Annotated in this window: 16 protein-coding genes and 1 pseudogene; 7 read left to right on the top strand and 10 right to left on the bottom strand. The window is 41.4% G+C overall.

The genetic code is table 11. The features are described 5' to 3' along the window. Positions 1 to 100 precede the first annotated feature (100 nt). The 6 genes from V7K73_RS19195 to V7K73_RS19170 form a co-directional block, all read right to left on the bottom strand. Positions 101 to 1,834, bottom strand: a complete 1,734-nt coding sequence (locus V7K73_RS19195; RefSeq protein WP_334882153.1) for a GldG family protein — start codon at positions 1,832 to 1,834, stop codon at positions 101 to 103. A gap of 534 nt (positions 1,835 to 2,368) precedes the next feature. After that, positions 2,369 to 3,181, bottom strand: coding sequence for an ABC transporter permease (locus V7K73_RS19190; protein WP_334882152.1), 813 nt, complete (start codon positions 3,179 to 3,181; stop codon positions 2,369 to 2,371). Then, the gene (locus V7K73_RS19185; RefSeq protein WP_334882151.1) at positions 3,182 to 4,186 is read right to left on the bottom strand and encodes an ABC transporter ATP-binding protein; all 1,005 of its coding nucleotides are present in this window, start codon (positions 4,184 to 4,186) and stop codon (positions 3,182 to 3,184) included. A gap of 461 nt (positions 4,187 to 4,647) precedes the next feature. Beyond that, positions 4,648 to 6,384, bottom strand: a complete 1,737-nt coding sequence (locus V7K73_RS19180) for a diflavin flavoprotein (protein WP_334882235.1) — start codon at positions 6,382 to 6,384, stop codon at positions 4,648 to 4,650. 175 nt (positions 6,385 to 6,559) lie between these two features. Next, positions 6,560 to 7,072, bottom strand: a complete 513-nt coding sequence (locus V7K73_RS19175) for a phosphate-starvation-inducible PsiE family protein (RefSeq protein WP_334882150.1) — start codon at positions 7,070 to 7,072, stop codon at positions 6,560 to 6,562. A 79-nt stretch (positions 7,073 to 7,151) separates the two neighbouring features. Beyond that, on the bottom strand, positions 7,152 to 8,882 hold the full coding sequence (locus V7K73_RS19170; RefSeq protein ID WP_334882149.1) for a diflavin flavoprotein: 1,731 nt from the start codon (positions 8,880 to 8,882) through the stop codon (positions 7,152 to 7,154). A gap of 217 nt (positions 8,883 to 9,099) precedes the next feature. Here V7K73_RS19170 and V7K73_RS19165 point away from each other — a divergent pair, with 217 nt between their 5' ends. Together V7K73_RS19165 and V7K73_RS19160 are read left to right on the top strand one after the other, a co-directional pair. After that, on the top strand, positions 9,100 to 10,059 hold the full coding sequence (locus V7K73_RS19165) for a 1-aminocyclopropane-1-carboxylate deaminase/D-cysteine desulfhydrase (RefSeq protein WP_334882148.1): 960 nt from the start codon (positions 9,100 to 9,102) through the stop codon (positions 10,057 to 10,059). 108 nt (positions 10,060 to 10,167) lie between these two features. Then, positions 10,168 to 11,949 (top strand): GmrSD restriction endonuclease domain-containing protein, encoded by a 1,782-nt coding sequence (locus V7K73_RS19160; RefSeq protein ID WP_334882147.1) that lies wholly within the window; start codon positions 10,168 to 10,170, stop codon positions 11,947 to 11,949. A 101-nt stretch (positions 11,950 to 12,050) separates the two neighbouring features. On the opposite strand, the gene V7K73_RS19155 is transcribed toward V7K73_RS19160, so the two are convergent. Next, the gene (locus V7K73_RS19155) at positions 12,051 to 12,311 is read right to left on the bottom strand and encodes a hypothetical protein (protein ID WP_334882146.1); all 261 of its coding nucleotides are present in this window, start codon (positions 12,309 to 12,311) and stop codon (positions 12,051 to 12,053) included. Positions 12,312 to 12,746: 435 nt separating this feature from the next. On the opposite strand from V7K73_RS19155, the gene V7K73_RS19150 reads away from it, so the two are divergent. Then, positions 12,747 to 14,870 carry a tetratricopeptide repeat protein gene (locus V7K73_RS19150; RefSeq protein ID WP_334882145.1) on the top strand — a complete coding sequence of 708 codons (2,124 nt, stop codon included), beginning with the start codon at positions 12,747 to 12,749 and terminating at the stop codon, positions 14,868 to 14,870. A gap of 73 nt (positions 14,871 to 14,943) precedes the next feature. Here V7K73_RS19150 and V7K73_RS19145 read toward each other — a convergent pair whose 3' ends face one another. Next, entirely contained in the window at positions 14,944 to 15,708 is a 765-nt protein-coding gene (locus V7K73_RS19145) for a hypothetical protein (protein ID WP_334882144.1), read from the bottom strand. Between the two features lie 458 nt (positions 15,709 to 16,166). Further along, positions 16,167 to 16,697, bottom strand: coding sequence for a pentapeptide repeat-containing protein (locus V7K73_RS19140; RefSeq protein WP_334882143.1), 531 nt, complete (start codon positions 16,695 to 16,697; stop codon positions 16,167 to 16,169). Between the two features lie 279 nt (positions 16,698 to 16,976). On the opposite strand from V7K73_RS19140, the gene V7K73_RS19135 reads away from it, so the two are divergent. Beyond that, positions 16,977 to 17,867 carry a hypothetical protein gene (locus V7K73_RS19135; protein WP_334882142.1) on the top strand — a complete coding sequence of 297 codons (891 nt, stop codon included), beginning with the start codon at positions 16,977 to 16,979 and terminating at the stop codon, positions 17,865 to 17,867. A gap of 294 nt (positions 17,868 to 18,161) precedes the next feature. Here the strand turns inward: V7K73_RS19135 and V7K73_RS19130 are convergent, their stop codons facing one another. After that, positions 18,162 to 19,556 (bottom strand): TldD/PmbA family protein, encoded by a 1,395-nt coding sequence (locus V7K73_RS19130; protein ID WP_334882141.1) that lies wholly within the window; start codon positions 19,554 to 19,556, stop codon positions 18,162 to 18,164. Positions 19,557 to 19,908: 352 nt separating this feature from the next. Between V7K73_RS19130 and V7K73_RS19125 the strand changes: the two genes are divergently transcribed. The 3 genes and pseudogenes from V7K73_RS19125 to V7K73_RS29915 form a co-directional block, all read left to right on the top strand. Continuing rightward, positions 19,909 to 20,232, top strand: coding sequence for an RNA recognition motif domain-containing protein (locus V7K73_RS19125; protein WP_334882140.1), 324 nt, complete (start codon positions 19,909 to 19,911; stop codon positions 20,230 to 20,232). A gap of 120 nt (positions 20,233 to 20,352) precedes the next feature. Beyond that, on the top strand, positions 20,353 to 20,544 hold the full coding sequence (gene rpsU / locus V7K73_RS19120) for a 30S ribosomal protein S21 (protein ID WP_229457305.1): 192 nt from the start codon (positions 20,353 to 20,355) through the stop codon (positions 20,542 to 20,544). A 451-nt stretch (positions 20,545 to 20,995) separates the two neighbouring features. Then, a pseudogene (locus V7K73_RS29915) lies at positions 20,996 to 21,101 on the top strand (ISKra4 family transposase); the annotation flags it as partial. Between the last annotated feature and the right edge of the window lie 358 nt (positions 21,102 to 21,459).

Below are 21,459 nucleotides of genomic sequence, written 5' to 3'. Positions count from 1 at the left end.
ACTCCCAACTCCCAACTCCCAACTCCCAACTCCCAACTCTCAACTCTCAACTCCTAACTCCTAACTCCTAACTCCTAACTCCTAACTCCTAACTCACTTCTTACCGTCGTTTCCACCAAATAATAAGTGCGATCGCAAACCCAATTAAGGGTAAAAGTAACAGAGATGACAATATTAAAAGATTCCCTTGTGTGTTTGTCAGGGTTATCCGCCGGTTTTTTGGTTCTTTGGGGCGAATAGAAAGCGGTTGCTCCCCCTGTTGACTCAGCCAAGTAACTGAGTTGAGGAATACATCTCCATTTAATTGCTGTTGAAACAAACCATCGGTGGCGAAATTGGAATTTCCTAAAACCACTAACCGGGACTCGGTGGCTGTTTGAGATGAGGGAGATGAGGGAGATGAGGGAGATAAGGGAGTGGGGGAAGCCTTGCTTTGGGTGGTTGGTGATGGCAGGGGTAACGCTTGCGGAGTTTTGGGGGAGGGTGAAGGAGTGGGGGAAGTCTTGCTTTGAGTTGTTGGTGATGGTAGGGGTGAAGGTGTCGGTGCAGGTTGGGGGGTGGAAGCAGATTTGGGTGTTTGTTTTCTGGTTAAGGCAACGCCCAAGGTTAAAGGCCCTTTCATGTCTTTACCCTCATTAAACTCCAATTTTTCGCTTTGGAGGTCGCTTTCTGCCCAGCTTTTGGGATAGGGTTTGGTTCGTAGCAGTGGAGTAGCCTGAACACCAGGCACAGAGGTAATTTCCAGTGGTCGGGCAATCGGATAAAAAGAATTACCGTTACCGAAATCTTTAGTAATCGGATGTTCTCCGTATTCTGTGACTAAGGGCGCAGCAGGGCCAAGTCCCACGATGCTTTCGCCAGAGACATCGACTGCTAAACGATTATCCAGACGAACACCCCACTCTTGTAGCAAGCTGTTAAGTTTGGGATCGGTATTAGGATCAATCATCAGCAGTAAGTTACCACCGCGATTAAGATATTCTTGCAAAGCTTTGACTTCGCCTTCAAATAGCCCTCGCTTGGGGCCAGCTACTATCACTACAGCCGCATCTTGAGGAACTTTGGAAGTTTCTCCTAAATTCAAGGGTGATGTTATAAAATTTTTATCGCCTAATGCCTGAACTGCTTGTGATATTGCATCTTTACCGGGCGAAAGTTGGCGTTCGCCATGACCTTGCAGTAAGTAAGCTTTGGCTGTGGTTGAATTTGTTAGTTGTTGCAGGCGACTAGTTAATCTGATTTCTGACAATCGCTCATTTTCATTTATCGTCTGCACTAATTGCCGTTTATCGCCAGATTCTAAATAAACTTCCCCGTAATCTTTAACGCCAAACTTTTCTGCAAGTCCTGGTCTAGTTTGGGGGTCGATATACTCATATTTAAATTTTGAGCTTTGGCGTTGATAATTTTCTAGCAGTTCTTTGTCTTGGGGATTTTGGTTAATATCAAACACCCATACTTTAACCGGCTGTGGTAAAACCCTCACCAGTTCCCGTGATTGGGGCGCAAGGGTAAATAATTGAGTTTCTGTTAAGTCTGCCCGCAGGTGGTAGCGAGTTCCCAAAAAGTTAATCAATCCCAAAATTGCCAACACTGCCAGAGTTGCCACTAAAGCATTAGTACCAGCTTGGGTAGAACGACGCTTCCACCAGTTAGTCTCATAACTTTGCCATATTATCCCCAACCCACTGATGACAATTCCTGTAATCAGAAACACTAATGGGATTAGTCCCCACTGTTCAGAGATTAACCCAACCGTTAAGCCGACAGTAATTAGGAACGGCCCCAACCAAAACAGATATTTCCACAGTTTCTTTTTTGCAACTATCTTCATATTATTAGACTGAAGTGAGGAGTTAGGAGTTAGGAGTTGGGAGTTAGGAGTTGGGAGTTAGGAGTTTGGAGTTGGGAGTTTGGAGTTAGGAGTTTGGAGTTTGGAGTTGGGAGTTGGGAGTTGGGAGTTGGGAGTTGGGAGTTGGGAGTTGGGAGTTGGGAGTTGGGAGTTGGGAGTTGGGAGTTGGGAGTTGGGAGTTATGATAATACGGTTTGGATAAGGTTAATTATTGACATTATTATCAAAAATAGAACCTAATAATAATCAACTTTTTAGGATTAGAAAACTTGAGATTTTTGGTTAACCGAACCGTATTGGGAGTTATGACTAGGACTTACACATGACTCTGTGAAACTCTTATTTCTTTGCGTCCTTCTCTACGAGACGTTGCGCGTAGCTTGCTTGTCCGTAGGAGTATGCGTCCTTTGCAGTTCGTTTTTTCCTTATTTTGCGTCAGTCCTGATGACTTTTAACTCCTCATTACTAATAACTCCCAACTCCTAACTCCTAACTCCTAACTCCTAACTTATATAACTATTGCCTTTGAAAGCGCAGTGCATCAATTGATTGAGCTGTGAGAAAAATACCCAAAAAAATGTAACTGGCGAATAAAATTAAGGCGCTGGTATCAAAAATGCCTTGAATTAAGGTGTTGTAATGTTTCAGCAATGAGAGATAACCTAATGCTTCGCCCAACGGGCCAGGGACAATTTTGGCGATTAAATCAATCAATAACAATAATAAAATTACTGCAAAGGTGAAAACGGCAGACAAAATTGTGCTGTCTGTTAATGAAGAAATAAACATTCCTAAAGATAAAATTGCTGCTGCTAGCAAGATTAATCCAAAATGAGCCAGTAAGGGAATTGAGAGGGCCATTGGTGGATTCGATCCACTGATGGCGATCGCTTCAAACACTAGCATGGGTACAACCATTGTGGTAAAAAATGTTAGCACGCCTAATAACTTACCTAAAGCTACCGCCCAATTGGTAATTGGTGACGTGGCTAATAATTCTAAAGTGCCGCGTTTACGTTCTTCGGCATAGAGTCCCATCGAAAGTATTGGCAGGATAAACAACAATAGCCAGCCCATGCGATCTAAAAATGCCCGGATAAATTCATAGGGGACATCTATCGGCGGTACTGGCACTCCTTGTTGTTGTCCTTGTGCATCTATTGCCGCGACTCCTAGCAAAATGCCATCTGGCCCTAGCAAAATCATCACGAAGAATAACCCCGCGATGAACCAAAATATGCCTGCGATCGCATAAGCCAAAGGTGATACAAAATAACTCTGTAACTCTCGGCGATAAATGGCAATAATATTACTCAGCACTACACCCATTTACGCTGTCTCTCCTTCGTTGTCTGCTGCTAAGTCTACCTCAGTATCCAAATTTTTTTCTTCTGTGGTCAGTTGCAAGAATACATCTTCTAAGGTAGCGTTAACTCGCTTCAGTTCATGTAAACCAAATCCTGCCCGCACTAATGTTGTGACAATATCTTTTCCTGGTTCTTTTCCCGGTTGCGATATCACCCGCAAATAAGCGCGGTTTTCCTGGGATTGATGTCCTCCGGCTGTCGGAATTGATTCTATCAAACTCACACCCGCGACTTTTTGCAATACCTGTTTCGCTAGAGCAGCTTCTCCTTCTATTTCCAACTCATACCCTGAGCCACCTGTCAACTGAGTCATCAGGTTTTCTGGTGTATTAGTTGCCACGACTTTACCGCGATTGATGATGGCAACGCGGCTACAAGTCATGCTTACTTCTGGCAGAATGTGCGTGGAAAGAATAATTGTGTGAGTACCAGCGAGACTTTTAATTAAATTCCGCACCTCAATTATTTGTCGGGGATCGAGGCCAACGGTGGGTTCATCTAAAATGATCGCTGGTGGATCGTGGACGATCGCTTGAGCAATTCCTACCCTTTGGCGGTATCCTTTAGAGAGTTTGCGAATAATCACCCTAAGCTTATCTTCTAAGTTGCAGCGTTCGATAGCGGCTGTTACCTTATTGGGGCGATCGCCTGCTGATACTCCCTTAATTCGGGCGACAAAATGCAAAAATCCCTCCACCGTCATGTCTGGATATAACGGCGGTGTTTCCGGTAAATAACCAATGCGTTGGCGTACAGCCAGAGAATTTTCATGGACATCATAACCAGCAATTCGGGCATTTCCATTGGTTGCCGGTAAATAACCAGCTAAAATCCGCATGGTTGTAGTTTTACCAGCGCCATTGGGTCCCAACAACCCTAAAATTTCCCCAGGTTCGACGCTAAAAGTGACATCAGTAATCGCTGGGGTGGAACCGTATATTTTACTTAAATGCTCAACTTCGATCATCGGTATAGTGGCGATCGCAATTTTATAGAATACCCAATAATCTTAGATCACGATATTGGGTATGGGCGATTGGCACTAAGATTCGCCGACAATGGGTAAAGTTCCTGAAAAACCTAACTACCAAGCAAGCTTCTCTACAAGGGTTGGGGGAAAAATCAAAGCCTCTCTCTTTGTAAGGCTACGGTGTACGCACAAGTCGAAAAATCCTTTACCCACATCGCGCCCAGAACTGAAGTTCAGGGCTGATAGCTGAAGTCCACTCAAGTGGACTGAATTAATTATTTAGTCCACTTGAGTGGACTTCAGCTATGAGACTCGGAATTCATTCCGAGGCGGGATAGAAACGCAACTCGAGATTTATTAATAAGGATATGGCTGCGGCAAGACTTGTGTGTACACCGTAGTCTTAAGAGGAGAGACAAATCGAAGTAAGGTTTTTTAGATAAGAGTGAAAAGTCAGGTTAATAATAGCTGCCAGATTTCCGATGCTCTAAAGCAGTGACACCTTCATTTTCCAACACTTCACCGCCATCGATGGCAGCATAAATTAACCATCGATCGCCACATTCAAGCTGATTTTGCACCGTACATTCTAAATAGGCTAATGCCTCATTCAAAATCAAACAACCATTAAGAGCAGTTTTTGTGTCAAGATTTGCAAAGGGATTATCGCCTAAAGTGCTATGACGAGAGAAATAGCGTCGGACATTTCTTCCTTCTTTAAGGATATTCAGCACAAAATTATCACCAGGATGATGCATTAAATCTGCATTTTGCTCGTTAGCGATCGCAATCATAATTCCTGGTGGGTTAAAAGTTGCCTGCGATACCCAAGAAGTTAAAACCCCTTTGTGAGTTTCTTCATCACGAGTTGTCACAACACACAGAGAACCAATGATCCGCCCTACCGCTTGTTCGGTACGATCTACATGGGTTTCTGTCACAACCTGGCGAGAAGAACGCAGTTTTTTAGTTTTCTTCAAGTTTTGGGCAAAGAAAGCACCTGCTTCTTGACACTGCTGGAGAATCTCAGGAGTAGGGCTAAAACGCACCCGAATTGTTTCAAATCCTAGTTGATAATTAGCATCTTTGAGCTTGCTTTCGATTAAATCTATTGCCTCGCCACTCCAACCGTAGGAACCAAACACCCCTGCTAACTTAGTTTTAGCCGCCACCGAGAGAACTATTCCTAAAGCAGTTTGAATTTGAGTAGGTGCATGGCCGCCTAAAGTGGGTGAGCCGATAATCAAGCCATCGCAAGCTTCTACAATGCGGTTAATCTCCGCAGAATCGGCTAGTTCACAGTTGACTGATTCTACATTAATTCCATTTTGGATCAAACCTTGAGCGATCGCATTCGCCATAATTGCTGTATTTCCATAAGCAGAAGCATAGAGCAAAGCGACACTCAACTCTTGAGATTTTTGCCCTTGACACCATTGACGGTAATCATAGGTAAAACGACTCAGGCTGTAACGGACAACCGGGCCGTGTGCTGGCGCATAGCATCTGGCTCCCAAAAGCGATATTTTATCTAAGGCTACTTCAACTTGTTTGGCTTGGGGTGCATGAAGACATTCAAAATAGTAACGACGTTCCGCATCTAACGCCTTCCAATCTTCATCAAACAAAGTATCTTCGCAAATATGAGCGCCAAAAAGTTTGTCTGTGTAAAGAATTTTTGTGGCGGGATCGTAGGTACAAAGTCCATCCGCCCATCGAGGAGTGGGTACAGTGATAAATGATAGATGATGTCCTTGTCCTAAATCTAGAGTATCCTGCGATCGCATCGCTTGAATAGGTGACTCAAATTCGGGAAAGGCGGTTTTTAGAGCATTAGCAGCGGGGCGAGAACAAATTATAGTCGCTTGAGGAACTTGAGAGAGCAATACTTGCAGAGTTGCGCTGCGGTTTGGGTTGACATGACCGAGAACAATGTAATCTAAGGTGGTGAAGTCTAAATGTTGTGCAAGTTGCTGAAGGTAAATTTCGGTAAAAGATTCGCCGGGAGGGTCAATTAAAGCCTTTTTATCAGCTTGAATCAGGTAAGAATTCGCTGTAGTTCCCCGTTGGCGGGAATACTCCACCTCAAATTTTAGTCTGTCCCAAGTCCGCGATCGTAGAATCAGAGTATTTTTACCAATTTCAACAACTTGTACATCTTTGCTATGGTTGGGCGTTAATGTGACAGCAGACATAAAAACCTCTGTTAATAATGGCGAATTGGGAATTGGTAATTGGGCATTGGCAATTGGTAATTGGAAATTGGGCATTGGCAATTGGGCATTGGCAATTGGGCATTGGTTATTATCCTTGTCTCCCCTCATCTCCCTAATTCCTAACTCCTAACTCCTAACTCCTAACTCCCTATTTTTAATGAGTATTGTTTTCTATTAATTCAGATTTTGCTCGGATTCTATAGCGTTTAGATACTTCTTGCTCGGGATCGATACCTTCAAAGGTAGGGGGTAGCCAAACTCGGAGGAACAATAGTATTCCCAAGACTAATAAAAAGGCACAAGTTGCTAAAACTTGACTCCAACTTGTTTCTAGAACACCTTTAACAATGACTTCTCGCAAGGCGGAAACGATAGAAACTTCTACAGCTACCCCAATAGATACTCGATGTTCTTGTAGGTAAATAATCAGCAGTCGGAATAGCTCAACCAAGATAAGTAAAAAGAGAATATCGGCAGTAACAGCATGAAAATCTAAAGGTGGAAGTAAGGAGAGAAACATATCTCTCACCTGAAGCAACATGAAACTAAATAAACCGATACACAAAGAAATTACAATTATATCTTGGATAAATTCCAAGGTTCGCACAACGCGCCCACGATTGATTTCGTACATGGTAATCGGGGTTTCTTCAACAGATTTATACATGCTTTCCTGTGATTAGGGAGTGGAGAGTTAAGAATTAGGGAAAATAATTAATGACAAATGACAAATGACAAATGACAAATTAGTAATGATTGCCAATTTTGCGGTGATGGGCGGCTGTAAGTGCATGTAGTTTGGCAACTCTTCCAGTTTGGACTGTGCTATAAATTACCCAATGATCTCCACAATCCATGCGGCTAGTAATTTCACATTCCATGTAAGCTAAAGCTTCAGCTAAAACGGGCGATTCATTTTTGGCTGGATATGTTTTCACTCCAGCAAAGCGGTCTGCACCAGGAGCAAAACGTTTGAGAAAATGTTTCATTAATCCTTGATATTTGCCTTCTTCTAAAACGTTTAAAACGAAGCGATCGCCAACGTGCATCAAAGATTCAATTGCCCGGTCTTTGGATACTGCGATCGCTACTCCTAAAGGCTCAAGACTCGCTTGTGTCACCCAAGAAGCAAACATTGCACTCTGAATTTCTCCTTTTTTGGCGGTGATAATATACAATCCTGTGCTAATCCGCCCTAAAGCTTTTTCTAACTCGCTATTGATAGATTTGATTTGTTTTATGGTGCGATCGCGCGTCAACCATTGACCCATATCTGTCCCCGCTTCATCACAAAGTTGTTCCGTTGCTTGGGTAGGAATTTCTTTAACTAAGATAGGAGGAAAACCTTCAGTTAATCCCAGTTCTTGAAACTTATTACGTAAGGGGTAAATAGGTTCATCTTCTCCCCCTCCTGACTCTAATAAACCAATTGTCTGTTTCTTGTTAACAGCAGCTAAAATTGTACTTAAAGCAGCATGAGCCATCACCGAAGATTGGGCTGGCATTGCAATTACTAAACCAGAAGCTTGTGCAACTAATTCTCTAACTTCTTGAGGCTCGGCACTATTGAAGTCTACTAATTCTACTGCTACGCCTGTTTTCGCGCATCCATGCGCTATAGCCCGAACTAAATGCTCGCTATGCCCGTAATCTTCAACATAAAATAGAGCCACTAATGTCTCTGTTTTTGCTTGTTCTAAACTCCAGTTTTGATAGCGTCCGAGCCATTCGGAGATATAGTGTTGTAATAAAGGGCCATGTCCTGTGGCAACTGTGACTATTTCTAACTTTTCAATCCGCTTTAAAGCTGCCAAAACAGACCGGGCATTAGGCCCCATGAGACAATCATAGTAATAGTGAAAATCTTCTTCTATTGAAGTAATATTTTCATCATAAGTGTGGTCATCACAGTAGTGCATCCCAAACACATCGCAAGTGTAGAGAGTGCAAGTTTTGTGGTCATAAGTCAAGATTGTATCAGGCCAGTGTAAGTTAGGTGCAGAAATAAATTCTAATTCGTGTCCGTTGCCTAAATCTAATCGCTCTCCACTTTTCACCTGCATTGATTTAAAAGGCTGGTGAACCATATTTTCTAAAAATTGAATAGCTACCTTTGCACCGACAACAGTAATGGAAGGAGCTAATTGCAAAATATTTTTTACTAATCCACTGTGGTCTGGTTCCGTGTGGCTGATAATTAAGTAATCTATTTTAGCCGGATCAATTAATCCCACCAGTATCTCAAAATATAATTCCTCAAACTTGCCGTGAGATGTGTCAACTAAGGCAATTTTTTCTCCCTGAATTAAGAAAGAATTATAGGTTGTACCATTCCGTAAACCAAACTCGATATCAAAACGTTCTCGATCCCAGTCGAGACAACGTATAGCAGTCGTTTGAGGAGCAATTTCAACAGTTTGAATCGTCAAACGTCCTGGATTGGGAATAACTTGAGTAAGCTGTGTGAGTGCAACCATTTCTTTTCTCCAAAAAATATTATCTGGAGCGAGTGTTATGTTTCTATATTTACCTGAAATACTCAATTAGTAAAATGCCAATTTCTAAAGATAACCATCAGAAAGATTTATTACTCATTTTGAGTGACTTACCATTGAATTACTCAATGTTTATCATTACTTTTATGTTCAATAATAAACGTGAGAGAATGTATATTTTAAGTTAAAATGTTGACACATGTCGTTAACCTTTATTGCTCCTCCTCTACAACAAATCAACAGCGAAATCGCCCGTCGCGCAGGTGTTGATCTGTATGTGCTGCGCTTGGATCTCATGCACCCGTGGGTTAACGGCAATAAGTGGTTCAAGCTGAAATACAATCTTTTGGAGGCGAAGGAGAAAAATTTCACGACGCTGCTAACCTTTGGCGGCGCTTATTCCAATCACATCTATGCAACTGCGGCGGCTGGTAATCTTTTCGGTTTTCGTACCATTGGTGTAATTCGTGGCGAGGAGAGGCTACCGTTGAATCCTACGCTAAGTTTTGCTGTACAACAGGGTATGCAGCTTGTGTACCTGAACCGCGAGATGTATCGACAGCGCAACACACCAGCACTACAGGAATATCTGCGACAACGTTTCGGCGAGGTGTTTATCATTCCCGAAGGCGGGAGTAATTTAAATGGTGTGCGCGGCTGTACAGAGATAATTGATCGTGCGATGCCTACGGCTGGCGTAGATGCAGCATTTGATCGTATATGCGTAGCCTGCGGTACAGCTACCACAATAGCAGGTATTGCCCTTTCGTTGCATGAAGGACAAAGAGCGATCGCTTTTCCCGTTCTCAAAAATGGGGCATTTCTCGCCCAAGAAATCGAAAGTTTATTGACAAATTACCTCGCATCTGGTTTACCATCACCATATAGTTCTCCCGCTTCCTGGGAATTGGTGTGTGATTATCACTTCGGCGGCTATGCAAAGGTGAACGACAAGTTGCTAGTTTTCAGCCAACAGTTCACACAGGAACATGGCGTACCCCTTGATTACGTATATACCGCCAAAATGTTTTATGGAGTGATGGATTTACTACAGCAGGGATTTTTTTGTAGAGGCAATTCCTTACTACTGGTACACACAGGAGGCTTACAGGGCAACGTTGGCATGGAAGAAAGATTGCAGAGATTTTCTCAAATCTGAGTTGCCACTTAATAAAATATCAGTTAACCTTGTATGGAATTTTACTAAACTGAGTAAAATTCACACCCCAATCTTGATATTTACTCAAAGTTAGGTAAGGTTAATTCAATGTTTACATCTACTGAACGTATTAAACCGGATGCTCAAACTATTCCTCTCTATTTGGAAAATCTTCTCTCACATAAGTATCAAATTCCAACTTTTCAAAGAGATGTTGTCTGGGAGAAAGAGAATGTAAAAAAACTTTGGGATAGCATTTATAAGTTTTATCCTTTAGGAAGTATTCTAATTTGGAAAACTAATACAAAGCTAGAAAGTCATAGAGAAATAGGTGGTATAAAATTTGCTGAGAATTTTTACTCTAATGAATATCAGTACATTTTAGATGGACAACAAAGAACAACTTCTTTATTAACATCAATACATGGGGGTATGATTGCTAATAATGAAAATTTTGATCCAACACTATACATAGATTTGACTATTGAACTTACTGATGCAACTGATGACACAAGCTATCCAAAAAGGTTTTTGTTTTGGGACGAAATAGACGATAGAGATGGTCAGCTAAAAGCAAATATTGGAAAAAAGCAACGTTATCAAAATAAACTAATTGTCAGGTTAATAGATATAATTAAAGACCGTGGGGAAATAGAAAGAAATATTTATGTAAGTGTTAATGGAGAATTCGATCATCCTTACATGCAACAATTTAGGAGAATTAGGGAAGTTTTGGCTAGTTACAAAATTTCCTTTATTGAGTTAAGAGGTATTGAAGTTGCGGAAGTTTGTCAAATATTTGAGCGGATTAATCAAGCTGGCAAACCCTTGGATATCTTCGATATTGTAGTTGCTAAGACTTTTCGTTCTGAAAATAAGACAAATAATATCTCTGGTTTCTATCTTCGTGAATTATTTGATCAATTTAAAAAAAGTATTTTTAGTAGCCAATATGCCAATATTGATAATTGGACATTGCTACAGATGCTAGCTGTAGTGGTAAAACTTGAATTTCCCGAAGCTGGGATACAAAATATTACTGATATGTATCTTAATAAGCTAAAAACAGAACATATTGAAGCTGTATGGTCTAACTTTAAAATAGCCGTTGCTAAAACTTTTGATTTCTTTGATAATATTTTGCATATTAAAGGTGGAAGATTAATCCCTTACCGATATTTATACCTGACTATTACAGCATATTTTTATCGGAATGATAAACCAGATTATAGTTTTTTAAATAAATATTTCTGGTATTATAGTTTTCATAATGCAGATTTACTAACAAACACTACTCACCTCTGGGAACATATATACTTTGTTAATCAACAAAAGGCTAATAGTACTTACTCATTCAATCAATTTGATATTGATAAGAATTCGATAAGAAAATCTTTCTACAGTTATAGAGGTCGCTTATCCAGAGCAATACTATCACTTTATGCAAACCACAAGCCGCAAGATTGGGCAAAACCCCATAGAGATATTTTGTCTGATGTTTATTATCTGCTAACAGATAAGCCTAACCTGCATCATATATTTCCGGTTAACTTTATTAAGCAGAGTAGCATTGCGAGTCAAATACAATCTGATAGTTTGATGAATATTGCCTATCTGTCTCAAATAACTAATTTGAAAATTAGCGATAGAAATCCATTAGATTATCTCAAAGAATATGATGAGCCTGGTTTAGAGGCAGTCCTACGCTCTCATCTTATACCAACGATTATTCTTGAATGGTCAAGAGCAGATAAACTTCCTGAACACGCGCTGAATATTTTTATTGAAAAAAGAGTAAATCTTTTATTAGAGGCTTTGAGGCTGAAGTTAGAAGGGATTGAATTTAATGCTTTTGATACAGGCGATCGCACAGATAATATATATCCCTAAATAAAACATAACAAAGAACGTTCCCTAATTGGGAACGCTCTATTTTGGTAAATTCTGCTAAGATAATATGAATTTAAATTGAAACTTGCTAGTTATTAAAATCAGGCATGGAGATTTGCTTGTTCTTGCAACCAAGGATCGACAGCTTGCCCATCTTTGCGGCGTAATTCAATTTCCACTACCATAACTTCTTTAGAACCAGGAGGCGCAGGTTTTTTATGGAAAAGAATGTCATAATCTTCTGGATTGTGTTTGCGTTCTTTCAACCATTCCTGTACCTTGGTTGTGGCAAAAAATGATTGCCCTTGCTCAAACATTCTGGTAATCTGCAATTGCAGTGTATAAGGATTTAGCCGACCCATTTTTTACCGCCTTTGTTAAGTTAATTGTAGGATAAGTAATCTGCTTACCCTGGATAATCTAATGTTAGTGCGAAGTCCGCACATCTGACACTTTGCATACTGCTATCTGTACAAACAAAGCCCGAACCTAGTTCGATGAATGCTCTGAGAAAACGCCAATTCTCCTGCAATCTGTCTTCTAGAGGTTGAGAAATTATTATTTGTGCTGCTTAGTTTGAACCTAGTAATGTTATAATAGTATCTCCAAAAAAATGTTAAAAACTTGACTGCACTCCATCACTGAAGTTGTAGGTACAGTAAAGGCGAGGGAACGGATTAGTTAAGGATTGTTCAGCATTTCCCACTGCCTCTACAACATTTCACTACTTAATTCTGTTATAGATTGGAGAGAGGCACGCCGCTTCAAAAACTGACCAACAGACTGAGATGGTTGTTATGAAGAGCAAAAATCAAGCTGTTTTCGCTTTAATTGTAAAAAGCACCATTGTCTTTTTACCCTTACTGCTGTCCCCTGGAATTGCCAGTGGACAATCTGCATCATCACCTTCGCCAGCACTAACTCCTGCTTTGGTGTTATCAAATCAGGAACGGGAAGAATTAACGCGACTAAGAGCAGAAAAGCGAATTCAACAGCAAGTCCAATCTGATTTTAATAGCGCTTTTAGCCGGACAACTATCTTACTAAATGTCTGGCTAGTTATATTAAGTCTATTTCCAGTCGCAATCATTGTTTTATTTTGGCTTCTGCGACGGGTGGTAATCCGTGAAATTGTTGATAGAGCAATGCAACAACTACAGGGAATAGAAAAATTACAAAATCAGCTAGCCACCGTTAAACAAGAGGCTGAAAATATTATTAAAGAAGCTAAAAAAATAAATTATGAATTAGAAGAGGAAACGGCTAATTTACAACAACAGATTAAAAATGAACAAAAAAAATATTTATCTAACCTTACATCGGAACTAGATTTAGCTAAAGCACAGGTATTAAGTAGATTAGAAACTGAACTGAAAAAATCTCAAGATAATATACAAACTTTAGAGTCAGAATTTGCTTCTGGCCTATCTAAGTTAGAGTTTGATACTCAACAACAAAGAGATGTAGCACTGGATAATCTCGGAAAATTAGCATCTGTCATGGCAGAGGAACTGTCTAATTTAAAGTTAGGCGTGCAACAACAGCAAGAACTAGCCGTTGCTGATTTAGAAGTATCAAGGTCTGAGTTCACATCTCAACTTTCAAGATGGCAGTTTGATGCTCAAAAGCAAAAGGATATAGGTATTGAAAGTTTAATAAAATTGCAGTCACAATTTGCGGAAGAATTATCGAAATTACAGGTAGCGGCTCAGAGAGAAAAAGATATCACACTTGAGAAGTTAGGAAAATTAGATAAGGAATTGAAATTTGAATTATCTGAATTACAGGTAGATGCTCAGGAACAAAAGAATCAAATTGTTGAGAGTTTAGCAGTATTGCAGTCAGAATTCGCCGCTCAACTATCTGAATTACAATTAGATGCTCAAACACGCAAAGAGCTAATCATTGAAAATTTAGAAAAATCTAGTTCTGAGTTTACTTCGCAATTCTCCGAATTACAATTTAATGCTCAACAACAAAAGATTATAATTTTGGAGAAGTTAGAAAGATTAGAAACTGAGTTTGTCTCCCAACTTTCTGAGTTACAATTGGATGCCCAAGAAAGAAAGGATGAGATCCTTCAGGAACTAACTGAAATTACACCTGAATCTATCTTAGAGGCGGTGAATTCTGAAGTTTACGTTGAGATGACACCTGCATCCATCCCAGAGGTTGTGAATTCTGAAGTTGAGGAAGAAATACACCAACAGCCACAACAACCAGAATTTAGTGCTGATGAGTATGTAAAACAGGGAGATGAGCTATTTTCCCAAAGACGCTATGAAGATGCGATCGCAGCTTACAACCAAGCGGTTAAAATCCAAGCTGATGAACCTGTGACTTGGTTAAAACGAGGTCTAACTCTAGGGAGATTGAAACGCTACAAAGATGCGATCGCAGCATACAATAGAGCTATTGCGATTCAACCAGATTATCATCAAGCTTGGTGCGATCGCGGCGTTGCTTTTGGTAACTTACAACAGCATCAGCAAGCCTTTGACTCATTTGATAAAGCTACACAAATCAAGCCTGATGATGCAGTTGCTTGGTTGAATTGCGGTCTTTCCCTAGTAGCATTAGAACAATATGAAGAGGCAATAGCTTCTTTTGAGAAAGCGCTGGAATTCCAACCCAATTCTCCCAAAATCTGGGATAAACGCGGTTATACCTTGGTAAGATTGGGACGCGATGATGAAGCGATCGCTAGTTTTAACAAAGCCTTAGAAATTAACCCAGAGTATGCCAGTGCCTATTACAACAAAGCAGCCTGTTACGCACTGCAAAGACAAGTTGAACGATCTCTGTTAACTTTACAACAAGCAATTGAACTTAATCCCAGGTATAAAGAAGACGCAGTAACTGACCTAGATTTTGATGATATTGCCGATGATGAGCGCTTTAAGCAGTTAGTCGCACAGTAAAAATCTAGAAGGCATTGGGCATTGGACATTGGGCATTAGTTATTCCACTCTTGCTCCCCCTGCTCCCCACTCCCTACTCCCCACTCCCCCCAATTGGCGGATTCTGTTTCCCAGACATCGCTTTGAGTTTAGATGTAAAAGATTCAGAGCGATCGCTTTTTTCTGGCGTAAATTGCCCGATTGGGGCATGAATGGCAGCAGGTGGGAGCAGTTTTGGCTGTCCTTGATGAGGAATTGGTGATGGTGAAGGCGGTGGACTTTCTTGTGAAGTTTGCCTTTGGCTGACAGCAGACAATAACTGAAGGGTTCCCGAAGAGGCAAATTTCCTAGAAAGCGGAGACTTTAAGACAGTTTTATTATCTCCATCTTCCTGCTCTCCCTCTTCCTCACTCAAAGATGTCTTTGGTTCGGAACTTTTCAGTTGAAGAGTTGCAGTATTGCTGTGTTGATAGCCGTTGCGAATCTTAGCCGGTGGCAATTGAGGACTCGTCACTTTTTCTACTGTAGGGTTTTTCTTCGCTGGCGGTAGGGCTGGCGCAGGCGATGAGGTTAAACTTTGGGGAAATTTGCTACAAATCATCCGTTCAAATTCCATGTTGAAATGATATGTAGCCTGATCCCGGCGCTGCCAAAATACTAAAATTTGCTGCACGGAAACAGCTTTATAACGACCTTGATATAGTGCCTCAATCACTGCCAGGTGTAGCCAATTAAGCGGGTATTGCGTTTGCCAACGCTCAACTAGCTCATTGGCAGTATAGCCACTGAGATCGAAACTATAGTTAATTAATAAAGCGATCGCCAGGTTGGCAGAAGTATCTGGAAGTGTTGTTAACATGGGGCTATTAGCTTTAGGCAATAGGTCTAAGATTTTTCACCCATCGCATATTAGCCTAACGTGCTTTTAACTACATGGTTTTTTTTCCACGAGTACCAAGCCGATAAGCAGTGTTTCCTATTTTACTTGTCAACTTCTAGAATGCAACCCTACATAGACTGATTTAATCGCAGATGTTTGCCCTAATAGCTACTAATATCTAATAAACCATTGCTGCAACTTCGGTGCGTGTTGCCGGACATGAACCTGCAAGCAGTTTGGCATCTGGACTAGTTGACAAATCTTTTTTCTTGTGCATACGAATTTGGTTATACCAATTTGAAAAATGATTGTGATAGATGGACAAAGAAAATCCAGATACAGTAAGCGGTTTCCAATCCAAAATCGTTCGACTGAGCGACTTGTGCCGAGCAAAGCCGAGGTAAGCCGAAGTCTAAAATCTAAAATTCAAAATGGTATTACATATTCTCATCCAGGATTGTTCCTTCTATATTGGCTCCATCCAAATTTGCTCCGCTCAAATTTGTCTGATTCAAATCTGCTTGAGTGAGATTTGCCTGGGATAAGTCAGCTACAGTTAAGTCTGCACCACTCAAATCGGCTCCATCTAAATTCGCCGCTATCAAACTAGCTTCCTGCAAATCCGCTTCACTCAAGTTAGTTTCAATCAGTTTAGCAACCGTTAAATCAGCCTGACTCAAATTAGCTCCTTCCATTGCTGCTCCATCCAAAATAGCTCCATCCAAGATAGCTCCGCTTAAGTTGCTACGACTGAGGTCAGCATTGCTCAAATCTGCTCCATTTAAGTCTGCCTCAATCAAACTGGCTTGGGCTAAATTAGCGTGACTTAGATTAGCTCCATCTAAAATTGCTCTATCTAAAATTATGCCACTGAGATTGGCTTCCCTTAAGTTTGCCTCGCTCAAGTTGACACCAGTAAAGTCTCTGACACCTGCGGCATAGTTTTTCAGGAGTTGATCTGCTTTCATATCTGTCGCTGTGTTAAGGAACGTTTAATTGAAGCTATCTGGCTTACTCATACAGTCAGTAAATCCCCAGCACGCGCCACGGAGGATTGCTGTGGTGAATCAAACCGGAGTGAATATCGAATCACGTTTATCTAGATTAACTATCCTCAACTACTGGCGCTACTACCTAGAGTTGTGAGTTACTTTCATACTTGGGAGGGATGTTGAGGGATTTAAAAATTTAAGCATTAGTACAAAGCGATCGCTATACTCAATTGTGGTGTTCATCTGGCAGAGGTTATGACAAAACCAATTCGTATTCTTTTGCAGACTACGATTCCTACGACTGAAGATGACTGGAGCATTTTTCGTTTCTCGATGTTACAAGATTACTTAGCATCGATTAAAGACGAAGCAGGAAACTCCTTATTTGAAGTTACGGGACGCGATTACGAATCAGATGCAGTAGGCAGTGACCCAGTTTTAAGTAGTCTTGACAAATCAGATTTTGATGAACTTTGGCTATTTGGCTTAGAGGTAGATAAAGGTTTAACCGAAAAAGACATTGCCGGAATTAATGCTTTTCGGCAACGCGGCGGCGGTATTTTAACAACACGCGATCATCAGGATATGGGCTGTTCGATGTGTGGTTTACTTGACATTGGTGATGTCCACTATTTCAACACCAAAAATCCCGATCCCGATGAATCTCGCTGGAGCCGAGATGACTCATACACAACTACTATCTCCTGGCCTAACTATCATTCTGGAGCTAACGGCGATTATCAAAAAATTACCATTGTTGAACCCATTCACGAACTTTTAAAAAATCCCACTTCACCTTCGGGAAGTATTGAATTTTTCCCAACACATCCCCACGAAGGCGGTATTGGCGTACTTTTGGGCAATGCCAATGCGCGGGTAATTGCTTTGGGTAAAAGTTTAGTTACAGGTCGTCACTTCAATTTGGTTGTAGCGATCGAGCATCATCAAGATCAACAAGGGAATACACTAGGACGAGCAGTAGCTAACTCTAGCTTCCATCATTTAGTAGATTACAACTGGGATATTAACAAAGGCTGTCCTACTTTTGTAGATGAAGCACCGGGAGATGGCATGAAAAAAGAGCCACGCCCTTTAGAAGATATCAAAACCTATGTGTGTAACGTCGCTTTATGGCTAGCAAATTGATTAAGTAGTCATTAGTCATTGGTCATTAGTCATTGGTCATTGGATTTTGCTGGATACCCCACTCCCTCTCCGATGCTTTGGAGAGTGGAGTATTTGCACGCCTCAAATATGGGGTGAGGTTCAGACTGTATTGCACTAAAGTGAGAACTGCTATATCGGACTAATTCAAACCGCGTTAAAGAGTGGGCGTGGTATCCCAAGCGCTAATGACTCTCGCGTTGCGGTTTGATTTTTTTTACTAATTGCCGTAAGTCCGCCGCGATACCCAAAATACTGGGTATCGCGGCGGGTAGTTCACATTTCCCCACCAACCACTACATCTCGAATTCGGAGACTAGGGCCACCACAACCCACTGACAAACCGTTTTGCCCTCCCTTACCGCAACCACCCGATTCATCCCAGTAAAAATCATCACCAATTGCCTCAATATCCGCTAGAGTTTGGAATACATTACCCGAAAGCGTTACATCCCGCACAGGTTCAGCAATTTTGCCGTTTCTAATCATCCACGCTTCCCCAGCACTAAAGGTGAACATTTCCCCATTCGTCATCCCACCCAACCAATTACGGGCATAAACTCCTTCTTTGATATCGGTGAATAAGTCTTTGACTGGTGTTTTACCTCGTTCAATCCAGGTATTTGTCATCCGCACAATGGGAGCAAAGTGATAATTGAGACAGCGTGCGTTCCCCGTAGGCGCTTCCTCCAATTTGCCTGCGGTTTCACGAGAATGTAAACGTCCAAATAAAACTCCATCTTTAATTAGTTGAGTAGTAGTAGCAGGCGTGCCTTCATCATCGTAAAAATAGCTACCGCGATGTCCCTCTGGGGCAGCGCCATCAAAAATTTGCAGTTCTTCTGGGCCAAACCGCCGTCCAATGGTCATGACTTCCAACAGATCGGGGTTTTCATAAGCCATATCGGCCTCAGAAAGATGTCCAAAGGCTTCGTGGACAAACAAACCCGTGAGAATTGGGTCAATGACTACGGTATAAGTATTGCCTTTGACCGATGGCAGAGATAAAGCTGCGATCGCTCTTTGAGCTGCACTTTTTACCTGTTCATCCAAATCAGTTAAATCTTCATAAGCTTTGCGAGAACCAGTAGTTTCCCGTCCAGTTTGTACGGTTTCGCCATTTCTGGCGGTAGCTGCAAAGCGCATTTCCATATCCACCCAAGATTGCTCGATCAAAGTGCCTTCTGAGGTAGCTATGATCACTTTTTGGGCGCTGTCACCATAACGCACCGAGGTAGTGGTAATCCGGGGATCAACGCTTTTGAGCAATTCAGTATAACGATCGCACAATTGTTTTTTCTTCGAGAGTGGGATTTTTCGGGGATCAGTGCCTTTTAGGGGTAGAATGCATACTGCTTGCACCGGGTCAATAGGTGCAAGTAAAGTTTCTTCATCACCAACCATCCGGGCAGCAGCGATCGCTTCTTCTATCCGATCCGGAATTGTCGCCAGTTGGTTAAAGCAGCTCAAACCCCATCCACCTTTATAACAAGCGCGAATATGTCCACCAATGGAGATGCCAACGCTTAGGGTTTCTACCTTGTCGCCACGCAACAAGATATCAGTCCCTTCTGCTTCTTCAAGGCGAATCATCAGATAATCTACACGCTCACAGTAGCGGGCGATCAGGTCAGAAAGTAAATTTTGTGCGTCAGCAAGTGTAGTCGGCATTTCCAATTAGTAACAATGACTAACTGCATTTATTTTGCAATTAATTGGGGAATATCTGCTACTCAATATTATGACGTGACTGGGGACTAGGAATTGGGTACTTGTGACTGAGGACTTGTGACTGGGAACTGGGTAATAAATAAATTTTTCTCCAATCCCTAATCCCCAATCCCGAATCCCCAATCTTTAGTTACGGTGGGTAAGAACTCAATGATGTGCTAAGGTTATTAGGTGAGAATAAAATTCGGTTACAGCGTTTGTTTTTAGTATTGACAGGCTTTTCCCTTTTGGTCTTAACAAGCTTGTCTCCGAAATCTAAATCTCTACACACCTATGATTTTGGAGATAACGCATGTCAATTTATGTAGGTAATCTATCCTACGAGGTCACACAAGAAGACCTCACATCTGTTTTTGCCGAACATGGTTCTGTAAAACGGGTTCAGTTGCCTACCGACCGCGAAACAGGACGTCCACGCGGCTTTGCTTTCGTAGAGATGGGTACAGAAGCTGAAGAAACAGCTGCCATTGAAGCTCTTGATGGTGCTGAGTGGATGGGACGCGACCTGAAAGTGAATAAGGCTAAACCCAAGGAAGATAGAGGTGGTTCCTTTGGTGGCGATCGTCGCGGCGGCGGTGGTGGCGGTTACTCTCGAGGAGGAGGAGGACGCTACTAAGCTTTAAGATCAAAAATTAAGTTTTAACGTCTTCAGGGCAGAATCATTATCTGCCCTTTTTGCGCTACGGTCTACTGGATAGCTTAAAATTGCCCAGTACCAATTAAATAGGAGATGAAAATGACCCAAGTATTTGTGGGCGAAAATGAAGGAATTGAGTCAGCTTTACGTCGATTTAAGAGAGAAGTTTCCAAAGCAGGTATTTTTCCAGACATGAGAAAGCATCGTCACTTTGAAACGCCTTTGGAAAAACACAAGCGCAAAGAAGTTGCAAGGCACAAACAACGTAAGAGAAATTTCCGTCCCAATTGAAAACAACTGATACCTACGGTAAGCTACACTAACGCATTCTCTGATTAGATTCTTAGCTGTCGAAGAGGCGATCGCTTTACTCCTGCATGTAAATCTAAAGGTAGGTTTTGGCAAAGGCATTACTGATTATACGATGGGCATTTAAATAACGGTGTGTCCCCCAACTGCAAAAAACTTTTGATTGTTACTTCCAGAGTGGCGATCGCTACGCTGACTTTACTAATTAAAATTTAGGCTGAAAAATTTATTTTTGGCATTCCCTTAGTAGTCTACAAGACTTTTGAAGTTTCTCTCTTGGAAATTTGAGCCAGGACTTTGCGTAAGTAATACTCAAATTCTAACCCTTCTGCGTCAGGAGAAGGGTAGGAAGTAGCATGGAAAACCCCAATTAGTCGGACTGCTAAAATGGAGGTTGGGCATATATCCACTCCCAACAGCGCAGCGATCATATGCCAAAGATTTTATCTGGAAAGGAAAAGTTGATGATGCAATCGCCTGCTTTGCTGACTGCAAGCTCAAACAAGCTGATAATTTCTGTATGTTACCTTGAGAAACATACCGTATATAGCAATCCTGAATGATTCGTGAGAAAATACTTAAGAAGAATATAAGTAATATTTGCGACTATAAAGGGATTGTGGCAATGTGGATGCGTTAGCGAAGCTCACCGAAGGTATCGCTAACAGAGTTTATCGAAAATAGCCTAGACTTGCGTGAGGTCAAACGAGCGATCACAGTCAAGATGTTACAAAGAAGGGTATAGGGTGTGGGGTGTAGAAAAAGAAAAAGAAAAACTTTAGTTCTGGCTCTTTTGCCCAGTTTACAATTTTATTTTAGAGGCGATTTTCTATGCAGCTTCATATTAAATTGATATTACTTCATGATAAACAAAAACCTCCGAGCTGTGATGTGAGC

Origin of the sequence: Nostoc sp. (assembly GCF_036916975.1) — a bacterium.
In the GTDB taxonomy this organism is placed as follows: domain Bacteria; phylum Cyanobacteriota; class Cyanobacteriia; order Cyanobacteriales; family Nostocaceae; genus Nostoc.
The sequence above is the reverse complement of the archived record's forward strand: the minus strand, read 5'-3'. Positions and strand labels throughout refer to the sequence as shown.

What these genes read in the sequence shown, in the direction of transcription:
- V7K73_RS19195 (WP_334882153.1), bottom strand. Translation starts at nt 1,834, where the DNA reads ATGAAGATAGTTGCAAAAAAGAAACTGTGGAAATATCTGTTTTGGTTG.
- V7K73_RS19190 (WP_334882152.1), bottom strand. Translation starts at nt 3,181, where the DNA reads ATGGGTGTAGTGCTGAGTAATATTATTGCCATTTATCGCCGAGAGTTA.
- V7K73_RS19185 (WP_334882151.1), bottom strand. Translation starts at nt 4,186, where the DNA reads ATGATCGAAGTTGAGCATTTAAGTAAAATATACGGTTCCACCCCAGCG.
- V7K73_RS19180 (WP_334882235.1), bottom strand. Translation starts at nt 6,384, where the DNA reads ATGTCTGCTGTCACATTAACGCCCAACCATAGCAAAGATGTACAAGTT.
- V7K73_RS19175 (WP_334882150.1), bottom strand. Translation starts at nt 7,072, where the DNA reads ATGTATAAATCTGTTGAAGAAACCCCGATTACCATGTACGAAATCAAT.
- V7K73_RS19170 (WP_334882149.1), bottom strand. Translation starts at nt 8,882, where the DNA reads ATGGTTGCACTCACACAGCTTACTCAAGTTATTCCCAATCCAGGACGT.
- V7K73_RS19165 (WP_334882148.1), top strand. Translation starts at nt 9,100, where the DNA reads ATGTCGTTAACCTTTATTGCTCCTCCTCTACAACAAATCAACAGCGAA.
- V7K73_RS19160 (WP_334882147.1), top strand. Translation starts at nt 10,168, where the DNA reads ATGTTTACATCTACTGAACGTATTAAACCGGATGCTCAAACTATTCCT.
- V7K73_RS19155 (WP_334882146.1), bottom strand. Translation starts at nt 12,311, where the DNA reads ATGGGTCGGCTAAATCCTTATACACTGCAATTGCAGATTACCAGAATG.
- V7K73_RS19150 (WP_334882145.1), top strand. Translation starts at nt 12,747, where the DNA reads ATGAAGAGCAAAAATCAAGCTGTTTTCGCTTTAATTGTAAAAAGCACC.
- V7K73_RS19145 (WP_334882144.1), bottom strand. Translation starts at nt 15,708, where the DNA reads ATGTTAACAACACTTCCAGATACTTCTGCCAACCTGGCGATCGCTTTA.
- V7K73_RS19140 (WP_334882143.1), bottom strand. Translation starts at nt 16,697, where the DNA reads ATGAAAGCAGATCAACTCCTGAAAAACTATGCCGCAGGTGTCAGAGAC.
- V7K73_RS19135 (WP_334882142.1), top strand. Translation starts at nt 16,977, where the DNA reads ATGACAAAACCAATTCGTATTCTTTTGCAGACTACGATTCCTACGACT.
- V7K73_RS19130 (WP_334882141.1), bottom strand. Translation starts at nt 19,556, where the DNA reads ATGCCGACTACACTTGCTGACGCACAAAATTTACTTTCTGACCTGATC.
- V7K73_RS19125 (WP_334882140.1), top strand. Translation starts at nt 19,909, where the DNA reads ATGTCAATTTATGTAGGTAATCTATCCTACGAGGTCACACAAGAAGAC.
- rpsU (WP_229457305.1), top strand. Translation starts at nt 20,353, where the DNA reads ATGACCCAAGTATTTGTGGGCGAAAATGAAGGAATTGAGTCAGCTTTA.